The 16,735-nt window shown below is 58.3% G+C and carries 15 protein-coding genes; 4 read left to right on the top strand and 11 right to left on the bottom strand.

Features of this window, described 5'->3' with window-relative positions; all coding sequences use genetic code 11:
• Nucleotides 1-4: 4 nt before the first annotated feature.
• Nucleotides 5-517 carry a DUF3087 family protein gene (locus ACUN8H_RS04600; protein WP_445530968.1) on the top strand — a complete coding sequence of 171 codons (513 nt, stop codon included), beginning with the start codon at nt 5-7 and terminating at the stop codon, nt 515-517.
• Between the two features lie 45 nt (nt 518-562).
• Nucleotides 563-1,294 carry an MliC family protein gene (locus ACUN8H_RS04595; protein WP_445530967.1) on the top strand — a complete coding sequence of 244 codons (732 nt, stop codon included), beginning with the start codon at nt 563-565 and terminating at the stop codon, nt 1,292-1,294.
• A 20-nt stretch (nt 1,295-1,314) separates the two neighbouring features.
• Here the strand turns inward: ACUN8H_RS04595 and ACUN8H_RS04590 are convergent, their stop codons facing one another.
• Nucleotides 1,315-2,385, bottom strand: coding sequence for a metal-dependent hydrolase (locus ACUN8H_RS04590; protein WP_445530966.1), 1,071 nt, complete (start codon nt 2,383-2,385; stop codon nt 1,315-1,317).
• A 128-nt stretch (nt 2,386-2,513) separates the two neighbouring features.
• Between ACUN8H_RS04590 and gloA the strand changes: the two genes are divergently transcribed.
• A complete protein-coding gene (gene gloA, locus ACUN8H_RS04585; RefSeq protein WP_445530965.1) occupies nt 2,514-2,954 on the top strand; it encodes a lactoylglutathione lyase in 441 nt (146 codons plus the stop codon).
• A gap of 37 nt (nt 2,955-2,991) precedes the next feature.
• Nucleotides 2,992-3,450, top strand: a complete 459-nt coding sequence (locus tag ACUN8H_RS04580; RefSeq protein WP_445530964.1) for an META domain-containing protein — start codon at nt 2,992-2,994, stop codon at nt 3,448-3,450.
• A 9-nt stretch (nt 3,451-3,459) separates the two neighbouring features.
• Here the strand turns inward: ACUN8H_RS04580 and ACUN8H_RS04575 are convergent, their stop codons facing one another.
• From ACUN8H_RS04575 to ACUN8H_RS04530, 10 genes are all read right to left on the bottom strand, one after another.
• The gene (locus tag ACUN8H_RS04575) at nt 3,460-4,608 is read right to left on the bottom strand and encodes an FAD-dependent oxidoreductase (RefSeq protein WP_445530963.1); all 1,149 of its coding nucleotides are present in this window, start codon (nt 4,606-4,608) and stop codon (nt 3,460-3,462) included.
• A 33-nt stretch (nt 4,609-4,641) separates the two neighbouring features.
• Nucleotides 4,642-5,211, bottom strand: coding sequence for a GGDEF domain-containing protein (locus ACUN8H_RS04570; protein ID WP_445530962.1), 570 nt, complete (start codon nt 5,209-5,211; stop codon nt 4,642-4,644).
• Between the two features lie 189 nt (nt 5,212-5,400).
• Nucleotides 5,401-7,539, bottom strand: a complete 2,139-nt coding sequence (locus ACUN8H_RS04565; protein ID WP_445530961.1) for an FAD-dependent oxidoreductase — start codon at nt 7,537-7,539, stop codon at nt 5,401-5,403.
• A gap of 69 nt (nt 7,540-7,608) precedes the next feature.
• The gene (locus ACUN8H_RS04560; protein ID WP_445530960.1) at nt 7,609-8,244 is read right to left on the bottom strand and encodes a TIGR04282 family arsenosugar biosynthesis glycosyltransferase; all 636 of its coding nucleotides are present in this window, start codon (nt 8,242-8,244) and stop codon (nt 7,609-7,611) included.
• Complete coding sequence (locus ACUN8H_RS04555; protein ID WP_445530959.1) at nt 8,234-8,932, bottom strand: TIGR04283 family arsenosugar biosynthesis glycosyltransferase; 699 nt, start codon at nt 8,930-8,932, stop codon at nt 8,234-8,236. The genes ACUN8H_RS04560 and ACUN8H_RS04555 overlap by 11 nt, the downstream gene beginning before the upstream one ends.
• The gene (locus ACUN8H_RS04550; RefSeq protein WP_445531080.1) at nt 8,919-9,563 is read right to left on the bottom strand and encodes an ATP-binding cassette domain-containing protein; all 645 of its coding nucleotides are present in this window, start codon (nt 9,561-9,563) and stop codon (nt 8,919-8,921) included. The genes ACUN8H_RS04555 and ACUN8H_RS04550 overlap by 14 nt, the downstream gene beginning before the upstream one ends.
• A gap of 4 nt (nt 9,564-9,567) precedes the next feature.
• The gene (locus ACUN8H_RS04545; RefSeq protein ID WP_445530958.1) at nt 9,568-11,241 is read right to left on the bottom strand and encodes an ABC transporter permease; all 1,674 of its coding nucleotides are present in this window, start codon (nt 11,239-11,241) and stop codon (nt 9,568-9,570) included.
• Between the two features lie 3 nt (nt 11,242-11,244).
• The gene (locus ACUN8H_RS04540) at nt 11,245-12,477 is read right to left on the bottom strand and encodes an ABC transporter substrate-binding protein (RefSeq protein WP_445530957.1); all 1,233 of its coding nucleotides are present in this window, start codon (nt 12,475-12,477) and stop codon (nt 11,245-11,247) included.
• Between the two features lie 31 nt (nt 12,478-12,508).
• Entirely contained in the window at nt 12,509-13,552 is a 1,044-nt protein-coding gene (locus ACUN8H_RS04535; protein ID WP_445530956.1) for a phosphotransferase family protein, read from the bottom strand.
• A 227-nt stretch (nt 13,553-13,779) separates the two neighbouring features.
• Nucleotides 13,780-16,626, bottom strand: a complete 2,847-nt coding sequence (locus ACUN8H_RS04530) for a valine--tRNA ligase (protein WP_445530955.1) — start codon at nt 16,624-16,626, stop codon at nt 13,780-13,782.
• Between the last annotated feature and the right edge of the window lie 109 nt (nt 16,627-16,735).

The raw sequence follows: 16,735 nt of genomic DNA, 5'->3' as shown, positions 1-16,735 counted from the left end.
GGCCATGGTTTTTACCCTAGAACACCACGACCCCGAGACCTACCGGCGTAAAGCCCGCATGATCAGCTTTGCCATGGCAGGGCAGCTGATTATTTTTGGCCTGCTGTTCTCCATGCTCCTCACTTCCACCTTTGGCAGCAGCCTCTGGCTTAATGCCCTTGGTGTGTTCCTCGGCTTGCTGGCGACCAGCGCGCTCTTTGCCGTGCTACGTGAGCGCCCCTGGATGACCGAAGTACGCTATGTCTGGCAACTCAAGCATCACTTGTCGCAAGTCAGCGGCTACCTCTCCCCACTGCGCAAAGCAGTGGAAGAGAATAACCGCACGGCGCTGGATCTGCTCACCTTCTATCATCAGGGCATGACGCAGTTGGCGGAGCTTAATGGCCGCACCACCGACGACGACGCGGAGCGGCTAGCTGAAAAAAGTCAGGTTAAGAGCAAGCGTGAAGCGCTAGGGTTACCCCCGCGGGTGGAGCGTATCGATACCCATGACCTGCAGGCGTTCAAACGCGGATAAACACTATAGACAGCAAGAGCATCAGACACAAAGGGAGCGCGTTGTATGAATAGGTTAAAAACATGGAGTGGCGCCATTGCCGCAGCAGGCATGATGGTCGTCATCGGTGGCTGTGCAGCGGCGCCTTCCGCTGAAACGACGACAGCTAACCAAGCCACACTGGATAACCGAGCCCCTTTTTTACCATCGGCACTTTTTCCCGGCTCGGCGCAGCGCTTCGATGCGTGGCACTGTAGTCCAGCGCGTCAGCATTTAATCACCGCTGTCGACGGTGAAACGCTGCGTCTTTGGTCGCTGCATGGCGCCTGGCAGCTGCCTCAAGCGGTGGTGGCTAGCGGCGCCCGCTATCAAGACGGCGAAATCAGCTTCTGGAATCGCGGTGAGCAGGCATTGGTCGAAACGCCCCGCGGTCAACTCAAATGCGAGCTGGCTGATAGCCGTGATGCCTCAACCCGAAAGGATCATCCAGGCGTAATGTTCCGTGGCCAGGGCAACGAACCCGGCTGGTCGGTTGCCTTGGCGAACGATACCCCCACACTGACGATGGAACTTAACTATGGGCAAGAGAGTGTCCAACAACCCTATATGGTCAGTGTGATGGACAACGAAGCAGGCAGAGTGGTTATCGAAAACGCGGATGTGGAACCTTTCTTTCGCGTTCGCATTGAAGCCGGCGCATGCTTTGACGACATGAGCGGCAAGCCTTTCCCTGCGAGGGTCACGCTAACCTACGGTGGAGAGCAATATAGTGGCTGTGGCCAAGGTATTGCCCCCTAGGTTTATCTAATAATAGTAGCTCAGCAGCGGTAGATAACACGCTCGGCCCGCCACTGCTGTGCCACGAAATCGCTGGCGCAGAGAGCCGAGGTGTTGCCCGCGGCGCGGGCGGCAAGCCGGGAGAGCGTTGTCATATGAATACCGCGCGAGCTTTCTACCTGTTCGCTCACTGCTAGCGGTACCCAGCGCTCCTCCTCTAAGGTTGCCAGGGTAAAGCTGAACGGGTGAAAGCCTGGAAAACCGAGCCGTATGTCAGTGGCAATGAGCGTCTCTTTGCCGTTCAGCCAACGGGCTTCATAGCGCAGAAAAGGCCCGGCAAACCATGCCAAACGCTGTCCTTGCTGGCTGGCTGAAAGGGGCGCTTCCAATGCTGCATTACGAATGAGCGGTTCCAGGCGGGGCGGGCTATCACCATCAAACACACTGATTAAACTTTCATAATAGCGGTCACCCTCCACCACGGTGGCGCGCCACAGCACGATATTAAACGGGGTTGGCTGTATCAACAGGGGCGCTTCTTGCAGCCCCTGCTCCGCCAGCAACGGGGTGATACGCTGTTCGACCATTAACTTCGCCCCCGCCGCTAAAGCAAGATACGTACAGCTAATGGCAAGCCCCCAAGTACAGGCCCTTCTAACCCGCAAAGAGACCAAACCGACGCCCAGGGCGATGAGCAGTGCAAGGGTGTAAAGCGGGTCGATAATGAAAATGATCGGCCACGCAGCAGGCGCTATATCGAGTGGCCACAATAGCTGAGTACCGTAAGTGGTCAATGCATCGAGCAGCGGGTGCGTCAGCAGAATAAGCGAAAAAAAGCACCACCAGCGGGCTAAACTAATCGTCCGAACGGGCGCGAAGCGAGGGCACAAAAATGCCAGCAGAGTAGCCAAGCCCGTCAGTACAAACAGTGAATGGCTAAAGCCACGATGCTCGGTAACATTGGCCACGGCGTCACCGTAATCCAATATCACATCAAGGTCCGGTAAGGTGCCCAGAACAGCGCCAACGAGAATGGCTTTCCGGCCCAAACGTCGACCTAGCACGGCACCGCCAATGGCGGCGCCAAGCGCAGCTTGCGTGACTGAATCCACAGGTTTCTCCGACGGGTAAACCCAGCTAAGATAAACGTTATGATTTAATTGTACAGCGTTGCGGCGTTTTATTCGCGCTGTCACGCTTTTGTAAAGAGTGGCTACGCTCTTTTTTCTCAGGAGTCGATATGCAATACCTACATACAATGGCACGTGTGAGTGATCTAGATGCTTCGCTGCGTTTTTACTGTGATTTGCTTGGTCTTAAAGAAGTCCGCCGTAAAGAGAACGAAAAAGGCCGCTTTACGCTGGTGTTTTTAGCCGCCCCTGAAGACGAAGCGCGCTCCGAGCGCCTGACAGCGCCCGAGCTAGAGCTGACCTATAATTGGGATCCAGATGAGTACACTGGCGGGCGCAACTTTGGTCACTTGGCCTATCGCGTTGACGACATTTACGCCCTTTGCCAGCACCTTCAGGACAACGGCGTAATCATTAATCGGCCGCCTCGCGATGGTCATATGGCGTTTGTAAAATCGCCCGATGGCATCTCGGTCGAGCTGCTGCAAAAAGGCGACGCGCTCGAGCCGCAAGAGCCCTGGGCGTCAATGGAAAATACCGGTAGCTGGTAACTATTCCAGAAAGGCTATCAAACAAGGACGATTCACCATGACCAAGAAAAGCTGGCGTTTATTGCCACTGCTCGCCTCCATCGTGCTCCTTTTAAGCGCCTGTAGCAGTGCGCCAGGGCCAAGCACATCGCCGCAAGGGCCAAGTGGTTCCTCGCTTTCGGGCGCCATTGTCGAGCAGCGCTGGAACCTGTTGTTGGTGGGCACCGATGAGCGGCTGTCGATGCCGGAAACACCATTTTTCCAGATATCACGTGATGGAAGCGTTAGCGGTCATGACGGCTGTAACCGCCTGACGGGCAAGGTAACGCTGGGTGAGAATCAGCGCATTGCGTTTAGCGAGTTGGCCACTACGCGTATGGCATGTCCGCAAATGGGCGATGCCAAGCGCGTCACGGATATGATGGAAACCGCTTACCGCTACTTGATCGACCATGACCGCTTGGTCTTTTTTGGGCCAGATAGTCGGGTGTTAGGCGGCTGGCGCGAAGGCAATTAATCCAGCCATTTAGTCTTTAATGGGCGGGTTGAAGCGGGCGATAAAGCGCGCATCGATCCGCTTTTTCCATAGCCATACCCACTTGCCGGCAAAGCCGATAGCCCCGCGGCTGGCGATAGCATGGCCGTCACCGGTACCAATCAGTGCCAGCACGCGGCGGGGTGGCTGCCAAGGCGTCAATGTCTTTTGGTGGCAAGCGGCACGCAGGTTGTCTGCCAGTAAAGGTCCCATGCGCACCGCATAAACGCCTGCACTGGGCAGCGGTGGTGTAAACGCCGCGCAGTCGCCGGCGGCAAAAATCCCCGATTGGCCGCTGACTTCCAGCGATACGTTAACACGGATAAAACCCTTCTCGTTCAGCGGCAGGAGCGTATTTTTTAACCATTTCTGGCCCACCGCGCCGGTCGCCCAGAGCACGATGTCGGCCTTAATCCGCTCGTCTACGTCATTACTTACCCCGCCCGCTACCAAGGCGTGGCCCCGTACACCAGCGTGTACGCTAATACCTGTACGCCTCAGTGCCCGCGCCATTAACCAGCGGGGCAACCTACCAGCGCCCGGCAGCAGCGTTTTGGAGGCGCTAATCAACGCGCCTTGCCAGTCAATATCCGGGCGCTGGCGGCGTAGCTGTGCCAATACGCTCATCAGGGTTTCGCAGCCCGCTGCACCGCCGCCCACGCTAACGACGTTCTGCTGCGTACCTTGAGGGAGCTTGGCAACCTCTTCTTTTAACGCCTGCCAGCGTTGGTGCAGGGAACTAAGCGGGCGCATGGCCAGCAGCGTGGGCAGCGCTTCATTATTGTTTTCCGTGTTAAGCGCTTGGGGCAGTTGGAGGGTCGAGCCCACGTTGAGAGATGCCACGTCAAACGGGAGAACGCTGCCATCCGCCAGCGTTACTTGGCGCTTGGTGGTATTGAGCGCCACGGCCGGAGAGGCGATAAACTGAGCGCCCACACGCTGGCACAGCGCGTCGATATCCATTTGAGTTTCACGCAGCGTGCATTCCCCGGATAGCCACGCCGGCACGCTACCGGAGTACGCCGCGAAGGGAGCGTCGCTAACAACGGTAATCGCGATGTTCGGATCGGGTCGTTTGGCAAAGGCTTCGAGAACAAAAGCGTGGGCATGGCCCGCACCGATGAGTAATAGCTGCTGCATGGGTATTGCCTATGAAAAACACGCTGCCAGAGATTAGCAAATAACGACTTGGTTTTTACCCGCCACCTTGGCCAACGTCATGCCTTGGTCTGCGCGTTCAAATAAATCGCGGGGCTGGTCGCCGGGCTGGACAAGCGTCAGTCCGACACTGATGGTCACTGGCTCGTCGATGGAAAAGATATGCTGCTCTACGCTTAGGCAAAGCCGGTTGGCAAGTTTAAGGCTAGCGCCCTCGTGAAGCCCTTTGGCAACAACGATAAACTCCTCCCCTTCCCAGCGGCCAAGGTGGTCATCGGGTATTAGGGTTTGCTGCATCAAGTGGGCAATATCACGCAAGATAGCATCGCCCACTGCATGCCCATAGGTGTTGTTGATACGTTTAAAATCATCGATATCAACCATCAGCATAGCAAAGCTGAGGGTTGAGTGGCTCAAATCCTCAATGACCAACTCCGTATAGTAGCGGTTCCAGCATTTGGTCAAAAGATCGGTATGGGCAAGCCCTTCAAGGCGTTGATTGGTTTTGGTGAGCTGGTGATTGAGGTGTACGACTGCTTGGGCCGTAATGGCTAGGGCCAAATCATCTGCCAACTCCACCATCATAGAGGCTCCCTGCGGCATCCAGTAGCTCAGCGAGTCTGAAACTGCCGCGGAGTTCAACGATTTCGTCCGTAGCGTTATGTCGATTTAACGGCTGCAAGTGATGAAACAACTGATGCTTGGATGGGTACTCACCGAAGTAAGCGTCTTCCCAGTAGTTTTATCGGGCCTGATTATTTTAAAACCAATGATTTATTCACCTCGGCGCCAGTGGAAGTAACGCTTTAAGAGCGCCAGTACTCTTTCAGGCTTGTGGGCGTTTTTCCATACGCCCGCCGTGGCTTTGGCAGCTTCGCCAAGCGTGGGATAGGGGTGGATGGTGCCTAGCAGTTTATTGAGTCCCAGTCCGTGTTTCATGGCGATGGTAAATTCGCCCAGCCATTCGCCAGCGTTTTCGGCAACGATTGTCGCACCCAAGATTTTATCCTTGCCGGGCAGGGTAAGCACTTTGATAAAGCCCTCAGTGGCGCCTTCGGCAATAGCGCGGTCGCTTTCGCTCATGGCGTAGCGGGTCACTTCATAGGCAATGCCTTTAGCCTTAGCCTCTTTTTCGTTCATCCCCACTCGTGCTACTTCCGGCTGCACATAGGTGACTGCAGGCATAAAGCGGTAATCCACTGCGAAGCTTTTCAGTTCGCCAAACAGCGCATTGACCGCTGCGTGCCACGCTTGGTGGGCCGCCGCGTGGGTGAGTTGATAAGGTCCGGCGACATCACCGCAGGCCCAGATATTGGGTAGACGGGTTTGCAGGCGCTCGTTAATTTCAAGTGTTCCCACGTTTGTGGTTGTGATACCCAGTGCCTCCAGCCCCAGGCCCTCCAGATTGGCTTGGCGACCGGTACTCACCAGCAGGTAGTCAAAGGCTAGCAGCTGTCGCTTGCCGTGATGTTCCACCACGAGCTGATAGCCGCCATCGTCGTTGAGCACTTCCAGCGCCTTGGCATGGGTCATTACCGTTACGCCTTCGCTCACCAGGGTGCTTTCGACTAGCTCACCAACCTCTTGATCCTCGCGGCCCAGCAACTGGGAAGCGCCTTCCACTAGGATCACCTGGCTGCCCAAGCGGGCAAAGCTCTGGCTCAGCTCACAGCCGATGGCTCCACCGCCTAACACCACTAAACGTTTGGGTAGCTCAGTAAGCGCCCAGAGATTCTCGGAGGTTAGAACGGGAGCGCTCTCTATGCCTGGCAGCGACGGCACCCGGGGGCGTGCACCGGTGGCGAGTACGATATGACGGGTAGTGAGCGTTTTATCGCCCAACTGCACTTCCCAGGGCGAGATCAACTTGGCGTGCTCTTGGTACACTTCAACGCCTAGGCCGTTATAGCGCTCTACGCTATCGTGGGGTTCGATATCACTAATCGCTTGGTGCACATGGCCCATTACTTTGGCGAAGTCGACCGCTGGCTCGCTGGCGGTGACCCCGAACCGATGGGCGGTACGAATCTCATGGGCGGCGCGAGCAGCGCGGATTAACGCCTTGGAAGGCACGCAGCCAGTATTCAAACAGTCGCCGCCCATTTTGTGCTTTTCCACCAACGCTACTTTGGCGTTCACCGCACTCGCAATGTAGCTCGTGACCAGCCCCGCCGAACCGCCACCGATGACCACAATGTCGTAGTCAAAGCGGTGGGGTCGGGTAAAGCCTTTGTAGGCCTTGCGCTTTTGCACCAGCAGCACGATGCGCCGGGCAATCCAGGGAAACACCGCCAGCAGGGCAAACGAGGCTAACAGCACCGGTGACACGATCCCTCCGAGACTTTCCAGCTCCCCCAGCTGCCCGCCCGCGTTCACGTAAACCGCCGTGCCGGGCAGCATGGCCAGTTGGCTCACCCAGTAGTAGGTAACGGTGTTGATCCGCGTGAGCCCCATTACCAGATTGATCATGAAAAACGGGAACACCGGTACCAAACGCAGCATGAATAGGTAGAAGGCGCCCTCGCGCTCCACGCCACGATTCACCGCTTCAAGCTGGCGTGGAAAGCGCTTTTCGATAGGTTGACGAAAGAGAAACCGCGAGAGCAAAAAGGCCAAGGTCGCGCCCATGGCGCTGGCAAACGAAATGATCAGCAACCCCCAGCCAAGGCCGAAAAGTGCACCGCCTAGTAGCGTTAACAGCGTGGCGCCCGGCAAGGAAAGGGCGGTCATCGCTACGTAAACGGCAAAAAAGATACCCGCGACTCGCCATGGGTGCTGCTCGAAGGCGGCTTGGAAGTCGCTTTGGTAAGCCTTGAGGGTGTCCAGCGTGAACCACTGATGGGCACCAGTGATAAAGAACACACCAATGGCAATGACCAGTAGCGCTGCGATCAGTAAACGTTGTCGGGTCACGGTAAGCTCCGGCGGCAGGGGGTAAACAGAGTGAACGTTGCTAACTCAGTGGGCAGTCGCGCTGTTTCCTTACAGCGCAGCGGCTACCCCTTTCCAGCGCTGCCAATCTTCGGGCCGGTCTATATCCCAAATGGTGGCCGGGTAAGCGGCGCGAAGGCTAAGCGCTTCGATACGCTGGCGGGTTGCGCTTAGCACTTGATGGCTCCCCCAGGGAATGCTTTCAAAAAGGCCCGGATAGTCGCGCTGGGCGCCGATCAACCCGTAGCCACCATCCTCAGCGGGTAGAATGACCACTTCATAACGGGTGAGTTGCTGCGCGCAAGCGGTGATGAGTGCGCTAGTAATGCTCGGGCAGTCGCTGCCCATCACCATGGCGGGCTCAGGCGTATGGTTCAATGCGTGACGTATACGTGCGCCTAAGTCGCCATCGGGCTGGCGCTTTAACGTCAAGCCAAACTGCTCGTGAAGCTCGATGAATAAGGGGTGCGCATGGTCAAGTGCTGTCCATAGCGTGACGTTTTCGGCCGGTAGCGCCTGACAAGCATTTGCGACGCAGTGGCGCAGCAGTTCCGCGTGGGCATTAGCGGCGCCTTGATTGCCCAGTAAAGGGGCCAAGCGCGTTTTCGCCTGCCCGGCTAGCGGGGCCTTGGCCAGCAGGTGGAGCTGCGGCAGCGCCAGTCGGTTGGCCAGCGTTTCAGCGGGCATCACGATACTCCTTGGCAAGTTGGGTGGCGCTGACGCCGCGCCAGTAGCGATAGCGCAGCCGCCACATTAGGCGGATCGTTTTCCAGGCACCGAACTGATCCCAGCGCCTCCCCGAGCTTATCACTTTCGCTGTCAGGCAGGCGGGTGGCGATACCCGTTTGAGCCGTTTGGTGAGTTCAATATCCTCCATTAACGGCTGTTCGGGAAAACCACCGATTGCCTGGAACGTGCTGGCACGCACAAAAATGCCTTGATCGCCGGTCGCGATGCCGGTGAGTCGGGAGCGCTGGTTGATCATTTTACTGACCACTGGGAGCCAGCGGCTGTGTCCGGCGAGCAGGATATCGAAACGTCCCCAGGCGTGGGTGTTAAGCGCGTGGAGCAACTGTTCGACGGCGCCTGTCGGCAAGTGGGTATCCGCGTGTAGAAACAGCAGGGCCGGGGCGCTGGCATGCTGAGCCCCTAAGTTCATCTGCACGCCTCGGCCGGGAGGGCTGCTGAGCACACGGTCCGCCAGCGGTTTCGCACTACGCACGCTGTCATCGCCACTCCCGCCATCCACCACGATCACTTCGACCCCCTGGGCACGCAGCGTTTGTAGCGCCATTAAATGGGTTGCCAGCGTAGGCGCTTCATTGAGCACCGGGATGACGATGCTCAGGCGCGGCGCGCGTTCAGCCGAGCGCAATGACAGGCCCTCCCGCCGCGTCCGCATCAGCATGGTCGTGGGTGACCAGCAGCGCAGGTAGGCCGGCATCACGCAATCGGCTAAACACTAGCGAGCGCATCTCCTCGCGAAGTGCGGTATCCAGTTTTGAAAACGGTTCATCCAGCAGCACCGCCTGGGGCTTAGAAAGCAGCAGGCGCATCAGGGCTACTCGCGCCTTTTGGCCACCGGAAAGCGTGGTCGGGTCGCGCCCTTCAAAACCCGCTAGCCCTATCTGTTCAAGGGCTTGCGTGACTTGTTGATGCTTATCCTTACTTTGCCGCGGTAGCCCAAAACGCAAATTGCCCGCCACACTCAAGTGAGGAAATAAAAGCGGGTCCTGAAACAGTAGCCCGATGCCGCGCGCCTCCGCGGGGCGGTTTAATAGGTCACGTTCACCCAGCCACACTCCGCCACTGGCAGTAAATGTGCGGTCAAGAAAACCTGCAATATACGCCAGTAAAGTGGACTTCCCCGAGCCCGAGGGACCCATCACCGTTAGCACTTCGCCGGGGGCAATGGTGGCATCCACCGCCAACAGTTCGCGACCTGCGAGGGCGATGGAAACCTGCTCAAGGCGTAGCGATGCGTTAGGCGTAGCAGTCACGGTCATCCCTTTACGTCGAAAGTTCACGGCGCCCAACGCCCAAAAAGCGGGGAAGCGCCAAGGCAAGCATAAAGCCAATCAGCGGCAGGCCCGCTTGCACAAGCGCCCACACGCCAATCAAACGTCGGTTACTGCCCGACGCCAGTGCCACCGCCTCGGTGGTGACGGTGGTCACACGCCCGGCACCCAGCAGCTGGGTAGGCAAGTACTGGCCAATACTGATTGCCAAGCCCACCGCAAAGGCGGTTAACACCGGTGCGAGCAGTAACGGTAAACGAACCCGCCAAAAAGCAGCGCTACGCGAAACACCCAATGAGCGTGCCACCTGTAGCCAGCGTGGATCCAGGCGCCGGTACGCCTCGGAAAGCGACAGGTAAACATAGGGCAGCACGAACAGCAGGTGGCCGGCGATCACCAGCCCGAGCTGGGGGCGAATATTCAGGCTTTCCGCGGCTACTACCAGGCCAAATAGAAAGGCGATCTGCGGCACTAGCAGCGGTAAATAAAGCAGCCACAGGGCGCGCTTGGGCTTTAGATGTTGGCGGTGTTCGTTTTCCAGTGTTGCCAGCACGAGTGCTGTGGCAAGGCTTGTCGCGATAAGCCCAATCAGGGCGGTATTGACCAGCGGCGTGATCAGCATGGCGCCACTTCGCTGCCAATGGTCAAGGGTAAACATTTGCGGCAGTAGATCAGGGAAGCGCCAAAAACCGGCCACTGAAAACAGCCCCAGCCCGACCAGGGCGGCCAGCGCAGTACCCGTCGACACCAGCAGCGACCAGCGGCCCACGGTACGCAGGAAAGCGTCGCCCTGGTGGCGGTGGCCATTGGTGAGCCAGTTGGCCCTTAGGTTGCGCGTCAGCTGTTCCAGCAGCCACCAGCATAACAGTGCCGCCAGCGTCACACCCAGTTGCAGCACTGCGGCCGCCGAGGCCATAAAGCGGTGGTTGATATCTGGGTCGTTAAACCAGCTTAAAATCGACACGCTCAGCGTAGGGGGCAGTGTGGGACCGAGAATCATCGCCATGTCGACCACCGAGGTTGCATAAGCGATCACCGCATAAACCGGCAGGCGAATCAGCGGGTAGAGCGAAGGCAGCACGGTTTTTAACCAAGCAATGGTGGGCGCATAGCCCAGCGACCGCGCCAGCATCAGACGCTTTTCCGGGGCCAGTTGCGGTAGCGCCGCCAGGCTCATCAGCAGTAGAAACGGCACTTCTTTCAATACCAGCCCCGCCATTAAGGAGAGCCCCCAGGGATCGTTGATGATCAATACATCCGGCGGGCGCTCCCAGCCCGTGAACGCAGGGGAAAACAGCCGGGCCATGAGGCCCGAAGGGGCGATCAAGAAGGCAAAACCAAACGCAACGGCGGCATGGGGGATGGCCAGCAGCGGTGACACCAGCCGCCGAATAGCGCGGTCCAACCAAGTGCCCTGGCTGGCCGCCAGAAACAGCACCACGATCATCAACGCCATCGCCGTGCTGACCAGACCACTGGTAAAGCTGACGGCGACAGAACGGCCAAGCCCCGGTTGAGAAAACAGCATTTGCCAGGGCGCTAGGCTAAGGCTGTAGCTGCCAAGCGCTGGCAGGTAGCCGAATGCTGGCAGCAGCACCATGAGTAACCCCGCCCCAACGGGAAGTACCAGCAAGGCGATGATAAACGCCGGGGCCAGTCGCAACATGCGCTAGTTGACGCCGTAGCGCTCAAGCCAAGCGTCTTGCAGGGTGGTCATCCAACTGGGGTGGGGCTCGGGTAAGGTGTTCGAGAGCGCGTCCGCCGGTAGCTCTGACGGGTGGCGTTCGCCCTGTTGAAAGCGGGCTTGATCAGCGGCATCGAGCTGATCGATATCCAGCACGCTACGGTCGCCCCACATGGCCAGCGACTGCTTTTCGGCCTGGGCCGTTGGCGAAAGCAAAAATTCGGCGAGCACCATGGCGCCGGCTTTATGGGGGGAGTTATAGGGGATTGCCACAAAGTGAACGTTACCCAGCGTGCCCTCTTCCAACACGTAGCTGCGCACGCTGTCGGGTAGCTCATACTCCATGACCGCCACGGCAGCATCGGTGGGGTAGAACGAGAACCCCAGACTCAGCTCGCCGTCGCTCATCAGCGTGCGTAGGTTGGGGCCAGAATCGGGGAAGGAGCGCCCGCTGCGCCACAGGTGTGGATGTAACGCGTCCAGGTATGACCACAGTGGCGCGGTGACCGCCTCGAAATCGCTCTCTGCCACCGGCTGATAAAGCGCCTCATCCTGCTCGGTCAATTCGATCAGCGCCTGCTTCAGAAAGGTGCTGCCGGTGAAGTCAGGAATACGTGGATAGCTGAACTGGCCGGGATTGGCTCGAGCCCAGGCGAGCAGCGCCGGCATGTTTTGGGGTGGCGACTCGGTTTGGGCGCTGTCGTAATAGAAAGTGATCTGCGCCTTGCCCCACGGCGATTCGTAGCCTTCGGTGGGCAGGGTAAAGTCGGTGACGACCTCGGGATTGTCCGCGGCGTTGGTTAGGGCGAAGTTGGGCAGCGCTTCGGCGAAGGGGCCGAACAGCAGGTCGCTTTCACGCATTGCGGCAAAGTTTTCACCGTTGATCCAGATCAGATCGATGCTGCCATCGTCGTCGTTGCCCGCCTGCTTTTCGGCCAACACCCTTGCCACCGCGCTGCCGGTGTCGTCCAGCTTCACGTGTTCCATCTCAATGCCATACTGCGCCTGCATTTGTTGCGCTACCCACTCGATATAACGGTTGGTGCGCGTATCGCCGCCCCAGGCATTCCAGTAAACGGTTTGGCCTTCGGCTTCTGCCACGACACCTTGCCAGTCGGCTGGGTCAGGGTTAGCCACGGCCGGTAGCGCAACGGCTAGCAGAGTGGCGGTAAACGCAGCAGTCAGGGGCTTGCCCGCACGGAGATAGTGAGTTGGCATCGCGTACCTCATCGAAGAGAAAATAAAAACGTTATAGGGAGGCTTGCAAGCACTGCAGCTCGCCGTGTACATGGTCAATGATCGGCAGCGAAAGGTAGTGCTCCACGCGGTCACGCACGTGGTCGATGACCGCGGGGTCGGTGAGTTCCGCCGACCAGTCTTCACCGCGCTGCTGTGCATCTTTAGCATTCAAATGCTGGGCGCGCCACTTGGCACACCACGTCAACGACCACAGCCAGGTCGCTCGACGGCAGGCGACCAGCGTGTCGACATCGGGCGACGTCTCCGTCGCCGCTTGCCAGCGACGGTAAAAACCAATCACCTCATCAAGGCTTAGCACGGCCTGACTGCTAAGATCCCAGGTGGTCGAGGTGTAGAGCGACGTGTGGGCAAGGTCGATACCCGGCAGACCGTAGCGGCATTTCTCCAAGTCCACCAAGACCGCGCGGCCGTCTTCGTGGATCAAAAAATTGCCAGGGTGGGTATCAAAACTGATCAGCGTCGGTGTCTCATCGCTCAAGCGCGGCGGGAGCAGATCCAGCTCCTGCTTGATACGCTGGGTGACTTTGCGTGCCAGTTGAGCGTCGGCTAGCCAGTTTGCCTGCTGGCGCACCTCTTCAACCATCGCCTGCCATGGGTTTTCAGGCGCAAGCAGCGGGGCTTTCGCCTCGCTAGCGGGCAACGGTTGGCGGTGTAGGCTGGCCAGGGCATCTGCGATAGCGGCGAGGTCTTGCGGTAGGTTGGCTTGGCGACCACGGATCGCCTCGACCAGTAATCCGCCCCGCGGCAGTGCTTCGCTCGGCGGCAGGGTGTCATGCAGGATTGGCGTATGCCCGCCTGGGCTTGAGCGGCGGTAGCAGGCCGCCTGGTAGGCAAGGTTTTCAGTCGGGGACAGATTCATCTGGCTCTGTTTGGGTAGCCGCGCTACCCAGTCATGGCCATCGTGGCGATGCACCCAGACATGGTCATGCGCCAGGCCGGTATCCGCCATTGGGACAAGACCGCGGTGCGCAATCCCGGCCTGCTCAAGTTCAGTCCTCAGCGCTTCTAATCGCGCCTCAGTCGGTGTTGGCATAGAGCTTTCCATGTCGTTGCTGAATCAGCGATGCCACTTAGTGGTCGTGGTGCTACCGACCTTACACCTTTCATAAGAAAAAGTGGTTCAGGTGGATTTAAGATGGGGGAGCATCTCGTTAGCTTAGTTAGGCTTCGAGTTGTCCTGGCTAAGCGAACAGCGAGGACCAAACAGAAACGGCCCCTTAGCGGTGCCGTTTCTGTTTCAGCGAGCTTAATTAACCGCGCCTACAATGCCTCGATTTTCGCGCGCTGCTCTTGTAGTAACTGCTTGGTGGCTTGGAACTCGGCGAGCTTGCCGCGCTCTTTTTCGACCACGGCGACCGGCGCCTTGGCGATAAAGCCGTCGTTGCCGAGTTTCTTCTCAATGCCGCCGATGAGCTTGTCCTGCTTTTCGATCTCTTTGCCAAGGCGGGCCATTTCGGCGTCTTTGTCGATCAAATCCGCCATCGGCACCAGCACTTCCATATCGCCCACCAACTGCGTCGCTGAAAGGGGGGCATCGTCAGGGTTGTCGAGCCACGTGACACTTTCCAGTTTAGCGAGCTTGGAAAGGAAGCGGCGGTTGCTCTCCAGGCGCTCGGCATCTTCGGGCTTACCCTTGGTCAACAGCACATCGAGGGGCTTGCCGGGGGCAATGTTCATCTCGGCGCGGATGTTGCGCACGGCAATGATGACGCCTTTGAGCCACTCAATGTCCAGGCTGGCCTGTTCATCGATTTTACTCTCATCGGCTTCTGGCCAAGCCTGCAGCATGATCGACGCGCCGTCACCCATAAATACCCCGGCGAGTGGCGAGACGCGCTGCCAGATCTCTTCGGTAATATACGGCATCATCGGGTGAGCAAGCCGCAGGATGACCTCCAGCACTCTCACCAGTGTGCGCCGCGTTCCTCGCTTTGCCTCCGGCGTGGCATTTTCGTCCCACAGCACGGGCTTGGAGAGTTCCAAATACCAGTCGCAGTACTCGTTCCAGATGAATTCATACAGCGCTTGGGAGGCGTGGTCAAAGCGGTACTCATCCAGCGCCTTGGTGACCTGGGCTTCGGTTTTCTGTAGCTGCGAGATGATCCAACGGTCGGCCAAGGAAAGCTCAACCTCGTCGCCGTTAGTGCCGCAATCTTCGCCTTCGGCATTCATCAGCACGTAGCGTGAGGCGTTCCACAGCTTATTGCAGAAGTTGCGATAGCCATCCAGACGGTTCATATCAAACTTGATATCTCGCCCGGTGGTGGCCTGGGAGAGGAACGTAAAGCGCAGGGCGTCGGTGCCGTGGGCTTCGATGCCGTCCTTGAACTCATCCTTAGTGGCTTTGGCAATCGCCTTGGCCTGTTTGGGCTGCATCATGTTGCCGGTGCGCTTGTCGAGTAGCGCGTCCAGCGTAATCCCATCGATCAAGTCGATAGGGTCGAGCACGTTGCCCTTGGATTTAGACATCTTCTGGCCCTGGCCATCGCGCACCAAGCCGTGCACGTAAACCGTCTTAAACGGCACCTGCTTGGTGAACTTCAGGGTCATCATGATCATCCGGGCCACCCAGAAGAAGATGATATCAAAACCGGTGACCAGCACGCTGGAGGGGTGAAAGGTCTCAAGCTCCGGCGTTTTTTCCGGCCAGCCTAAGGTACCAAACGTCCACAGGCCCGAACTAAACCAGGTGTCGAGTACGTCTTCGTCCTGTGTCAGCACGACATCGGGTTCAAGGGCGTGCTTCTCGCGCGCCTCTGCTTCGCTGCGGGCAACGTACACATTGCCTTCGGCGTCGTACCAGGCGGGAATGCGGTGACCCCACCACAGCTGGCGTGAGATACACCAGTCCTGCAGGTCGCGCATCCAGGCAAAGTACATGTTTTCGTAGTTTTTAGGCACGAACTGGATGTCGCCATTTTCCACCGCTTCGATGGCAGGCTTGGCGAGTGATTCCACGGCCACAAACCACTGATCGGTGAGTAGCGGCTCGATCACATCACCGGAGCGGTCGCCATAGGGCAGGGTATTGTTAACGGCTTCTACCTGTTGCAGCAGGCCTAGGGCATCCATGTCGGCCACGATCTGCTTGCGTGCTTCAAAGCGGTCAAGGCCTGCGTACTTGGCCGGTAGCGTGGCGTCTTCATCGGGCTGTGGCTGCCCTTTAAGATCGAAAATCTCGGCGCTTTCAAGGATGGTGGCGTCTTTAGAAAAGACGTTGATCAGCAGGTGGTTCTGGCGCTTGCCCACCTCGTAGTCGTTGAAGTCGTGCGCAGGGGTGATTTTCACACAGCCCGAGCCTTTCTCCATATCGGCGTGCTCATCGGCCACAACAGGAATGCGACGACCCACCAACGGCAGTTCGATAAACTTGCCGACCAACGAGGCGTAGCGACCGTCTTCGGGGTTGACCGCCACGCCGGTATCGCCCAATAGGGTTTCCGGGCGCGTGGTGGCCACGACCACGTAGTCTTTACCGTCGGCCGTTTTAACACCGTCCGCCAGCGGGTAGCGGAAGTGCCAGAAGCTGCCTTGCTGCTCTTTGTTTTCGACTTCCAGATCAGAAATGGCGGTGTGCAGCGTTGGGTCCCAGTTGACCAATCGCTTGCCACGGTAAATCAGCTTTTCTTCGTGCAGACGCACGAACACTTCTTGCACCGCTTTGTAGAAGCCGTCGTCCATGGTGAAGCGCTCGCGCGACCAGTCGACGCTGGCGCCCATGCGACGCAGTTGGCGGGTAATATGCCCGCCGGATTCGTGCTTCCAATCCCACACTTTATCGATAAAGGCGTCACGGCCCAGATCGTGGCGGGTTTTACCCTCTTCCGCGGCGATTTTACGCTCTACCAGCATTTGCGTGGCGATACCGGCGTGGTCGGTGCCTACCTGCCACAGGGTGTTGTTGCCCTGCATGCGTTTCCAGCGCGTCAGGGTATCCATGATGGTGTCCTGGAACGCATGGCCCATGTGCAAGCTGCCGGTTACGTTGGGCGGTGGAATCATGATCGAAAATGGCACGCCCTGGCCGGAGGGTGCAAAACGGTTATCGGCCTCCCAGCGTTCGTACCAGCGGGTTTCGATCTGTTCGGGTTGGTAGGTCTTTTCCATGGAGAGTCGGCTCACAGCTGGCAACAAAGGTGAAAATGTATAGCGCGAGAGTATACAGCGTGAGTGCCTGGGACGTCAGGTGCTACTCACGCTCGTTGTGGGCACCAAC

The organism is Vreelandella sp. V005 (genome assembly GCF_052645115.1).
Note: the sequence above shows the minus strand (reverse complement) of the source record. Positions and strands in the feature narration are given on the sequence as shown.

Coding starts and splice junctions, on each gene's coding strand:
- ACUN8H_RS04600 (WP_445530968.1), top strand. CDS start 5: ATGGTTTTTACCCTAGAACACCACGACCCCGAGACCTACCGGCGTAAA.
- ACUN8H_RS04595 (WP_445530967.1), top strand. CDS start 563: ATGAATAGGTTAAAAACATGGAGTGGCGCCATTGCCGCAGCAGGCATG.
- gloA (WP_445530965.1), top strand. CDS start 2,514: ATGCAATACCTACATACAATGGCACGTGTGAGTGATCTAGATGCTTCG.
- ACUN8H_RS04580 (WP_445530964.1), top strand. CDS start 2,992: ATGACCAAGAAAAGCTGGCGTTTATTGCCACTGCTCGCCTCCATCGTG.
- ACUN8H_RS04575 (WP_445530963.1), bottom strand. CDS start 4,608: ATGCAGCAGCTATTACTCATCGGTGCGGGCCATGCCCACGCTTTTGTT.
- ACUN8H_RS04570 (WP_445530962.1), bottom strand. CDS start 5,211: ATGATGGTGGAGTTGGCAGATGATTTGGCCCTAGCCATTACGGCCCAA.
- ACUN8H_RS04560 (WP_445530960.1), bottom strand. CDS start 8,244: ATGCCCGCTGAAACGCTGGCCAACCGACTGGCGCTGCCGCAGCTCCAC.
- ACUN8H_RS04550 (WP_445531080.1), bottom strand. CDS start 9,563: ATGACCGTGACTGCTACGCCTAACGCATCGCTACGCCTTGAGCAGGTT.
- ACUN8H_RS04545 (WP_445530958.1), bottom strand. CDS start 11,241: ATGTTGCGACTGGCCCCGGCGTTTATCATCGCCTTGCTGGTACTTCCC.
- ACUN8H_RS04540 (WP_445530957.1), bottom strand. CDS start 12,477: ATGCCAACTCACTATCTCCGTGCGGGCAAGCCCCTGACTGCTGCGTTT.
- ACUN8H_RS04535 (WP_445530956.1), bottom strand. CDS start 13,552: ATGCCAACACCGACTGAGGCGCGATTAGAAGCGCTGAGGACTGAACTT.
- ACUN8H_RS04530 (WP_445530955.1), bottom strand. CDS start 16,626: ATGGAAAAGACCTACCAACCCGAACAGATCGAAACCCGCTGGTACGAA.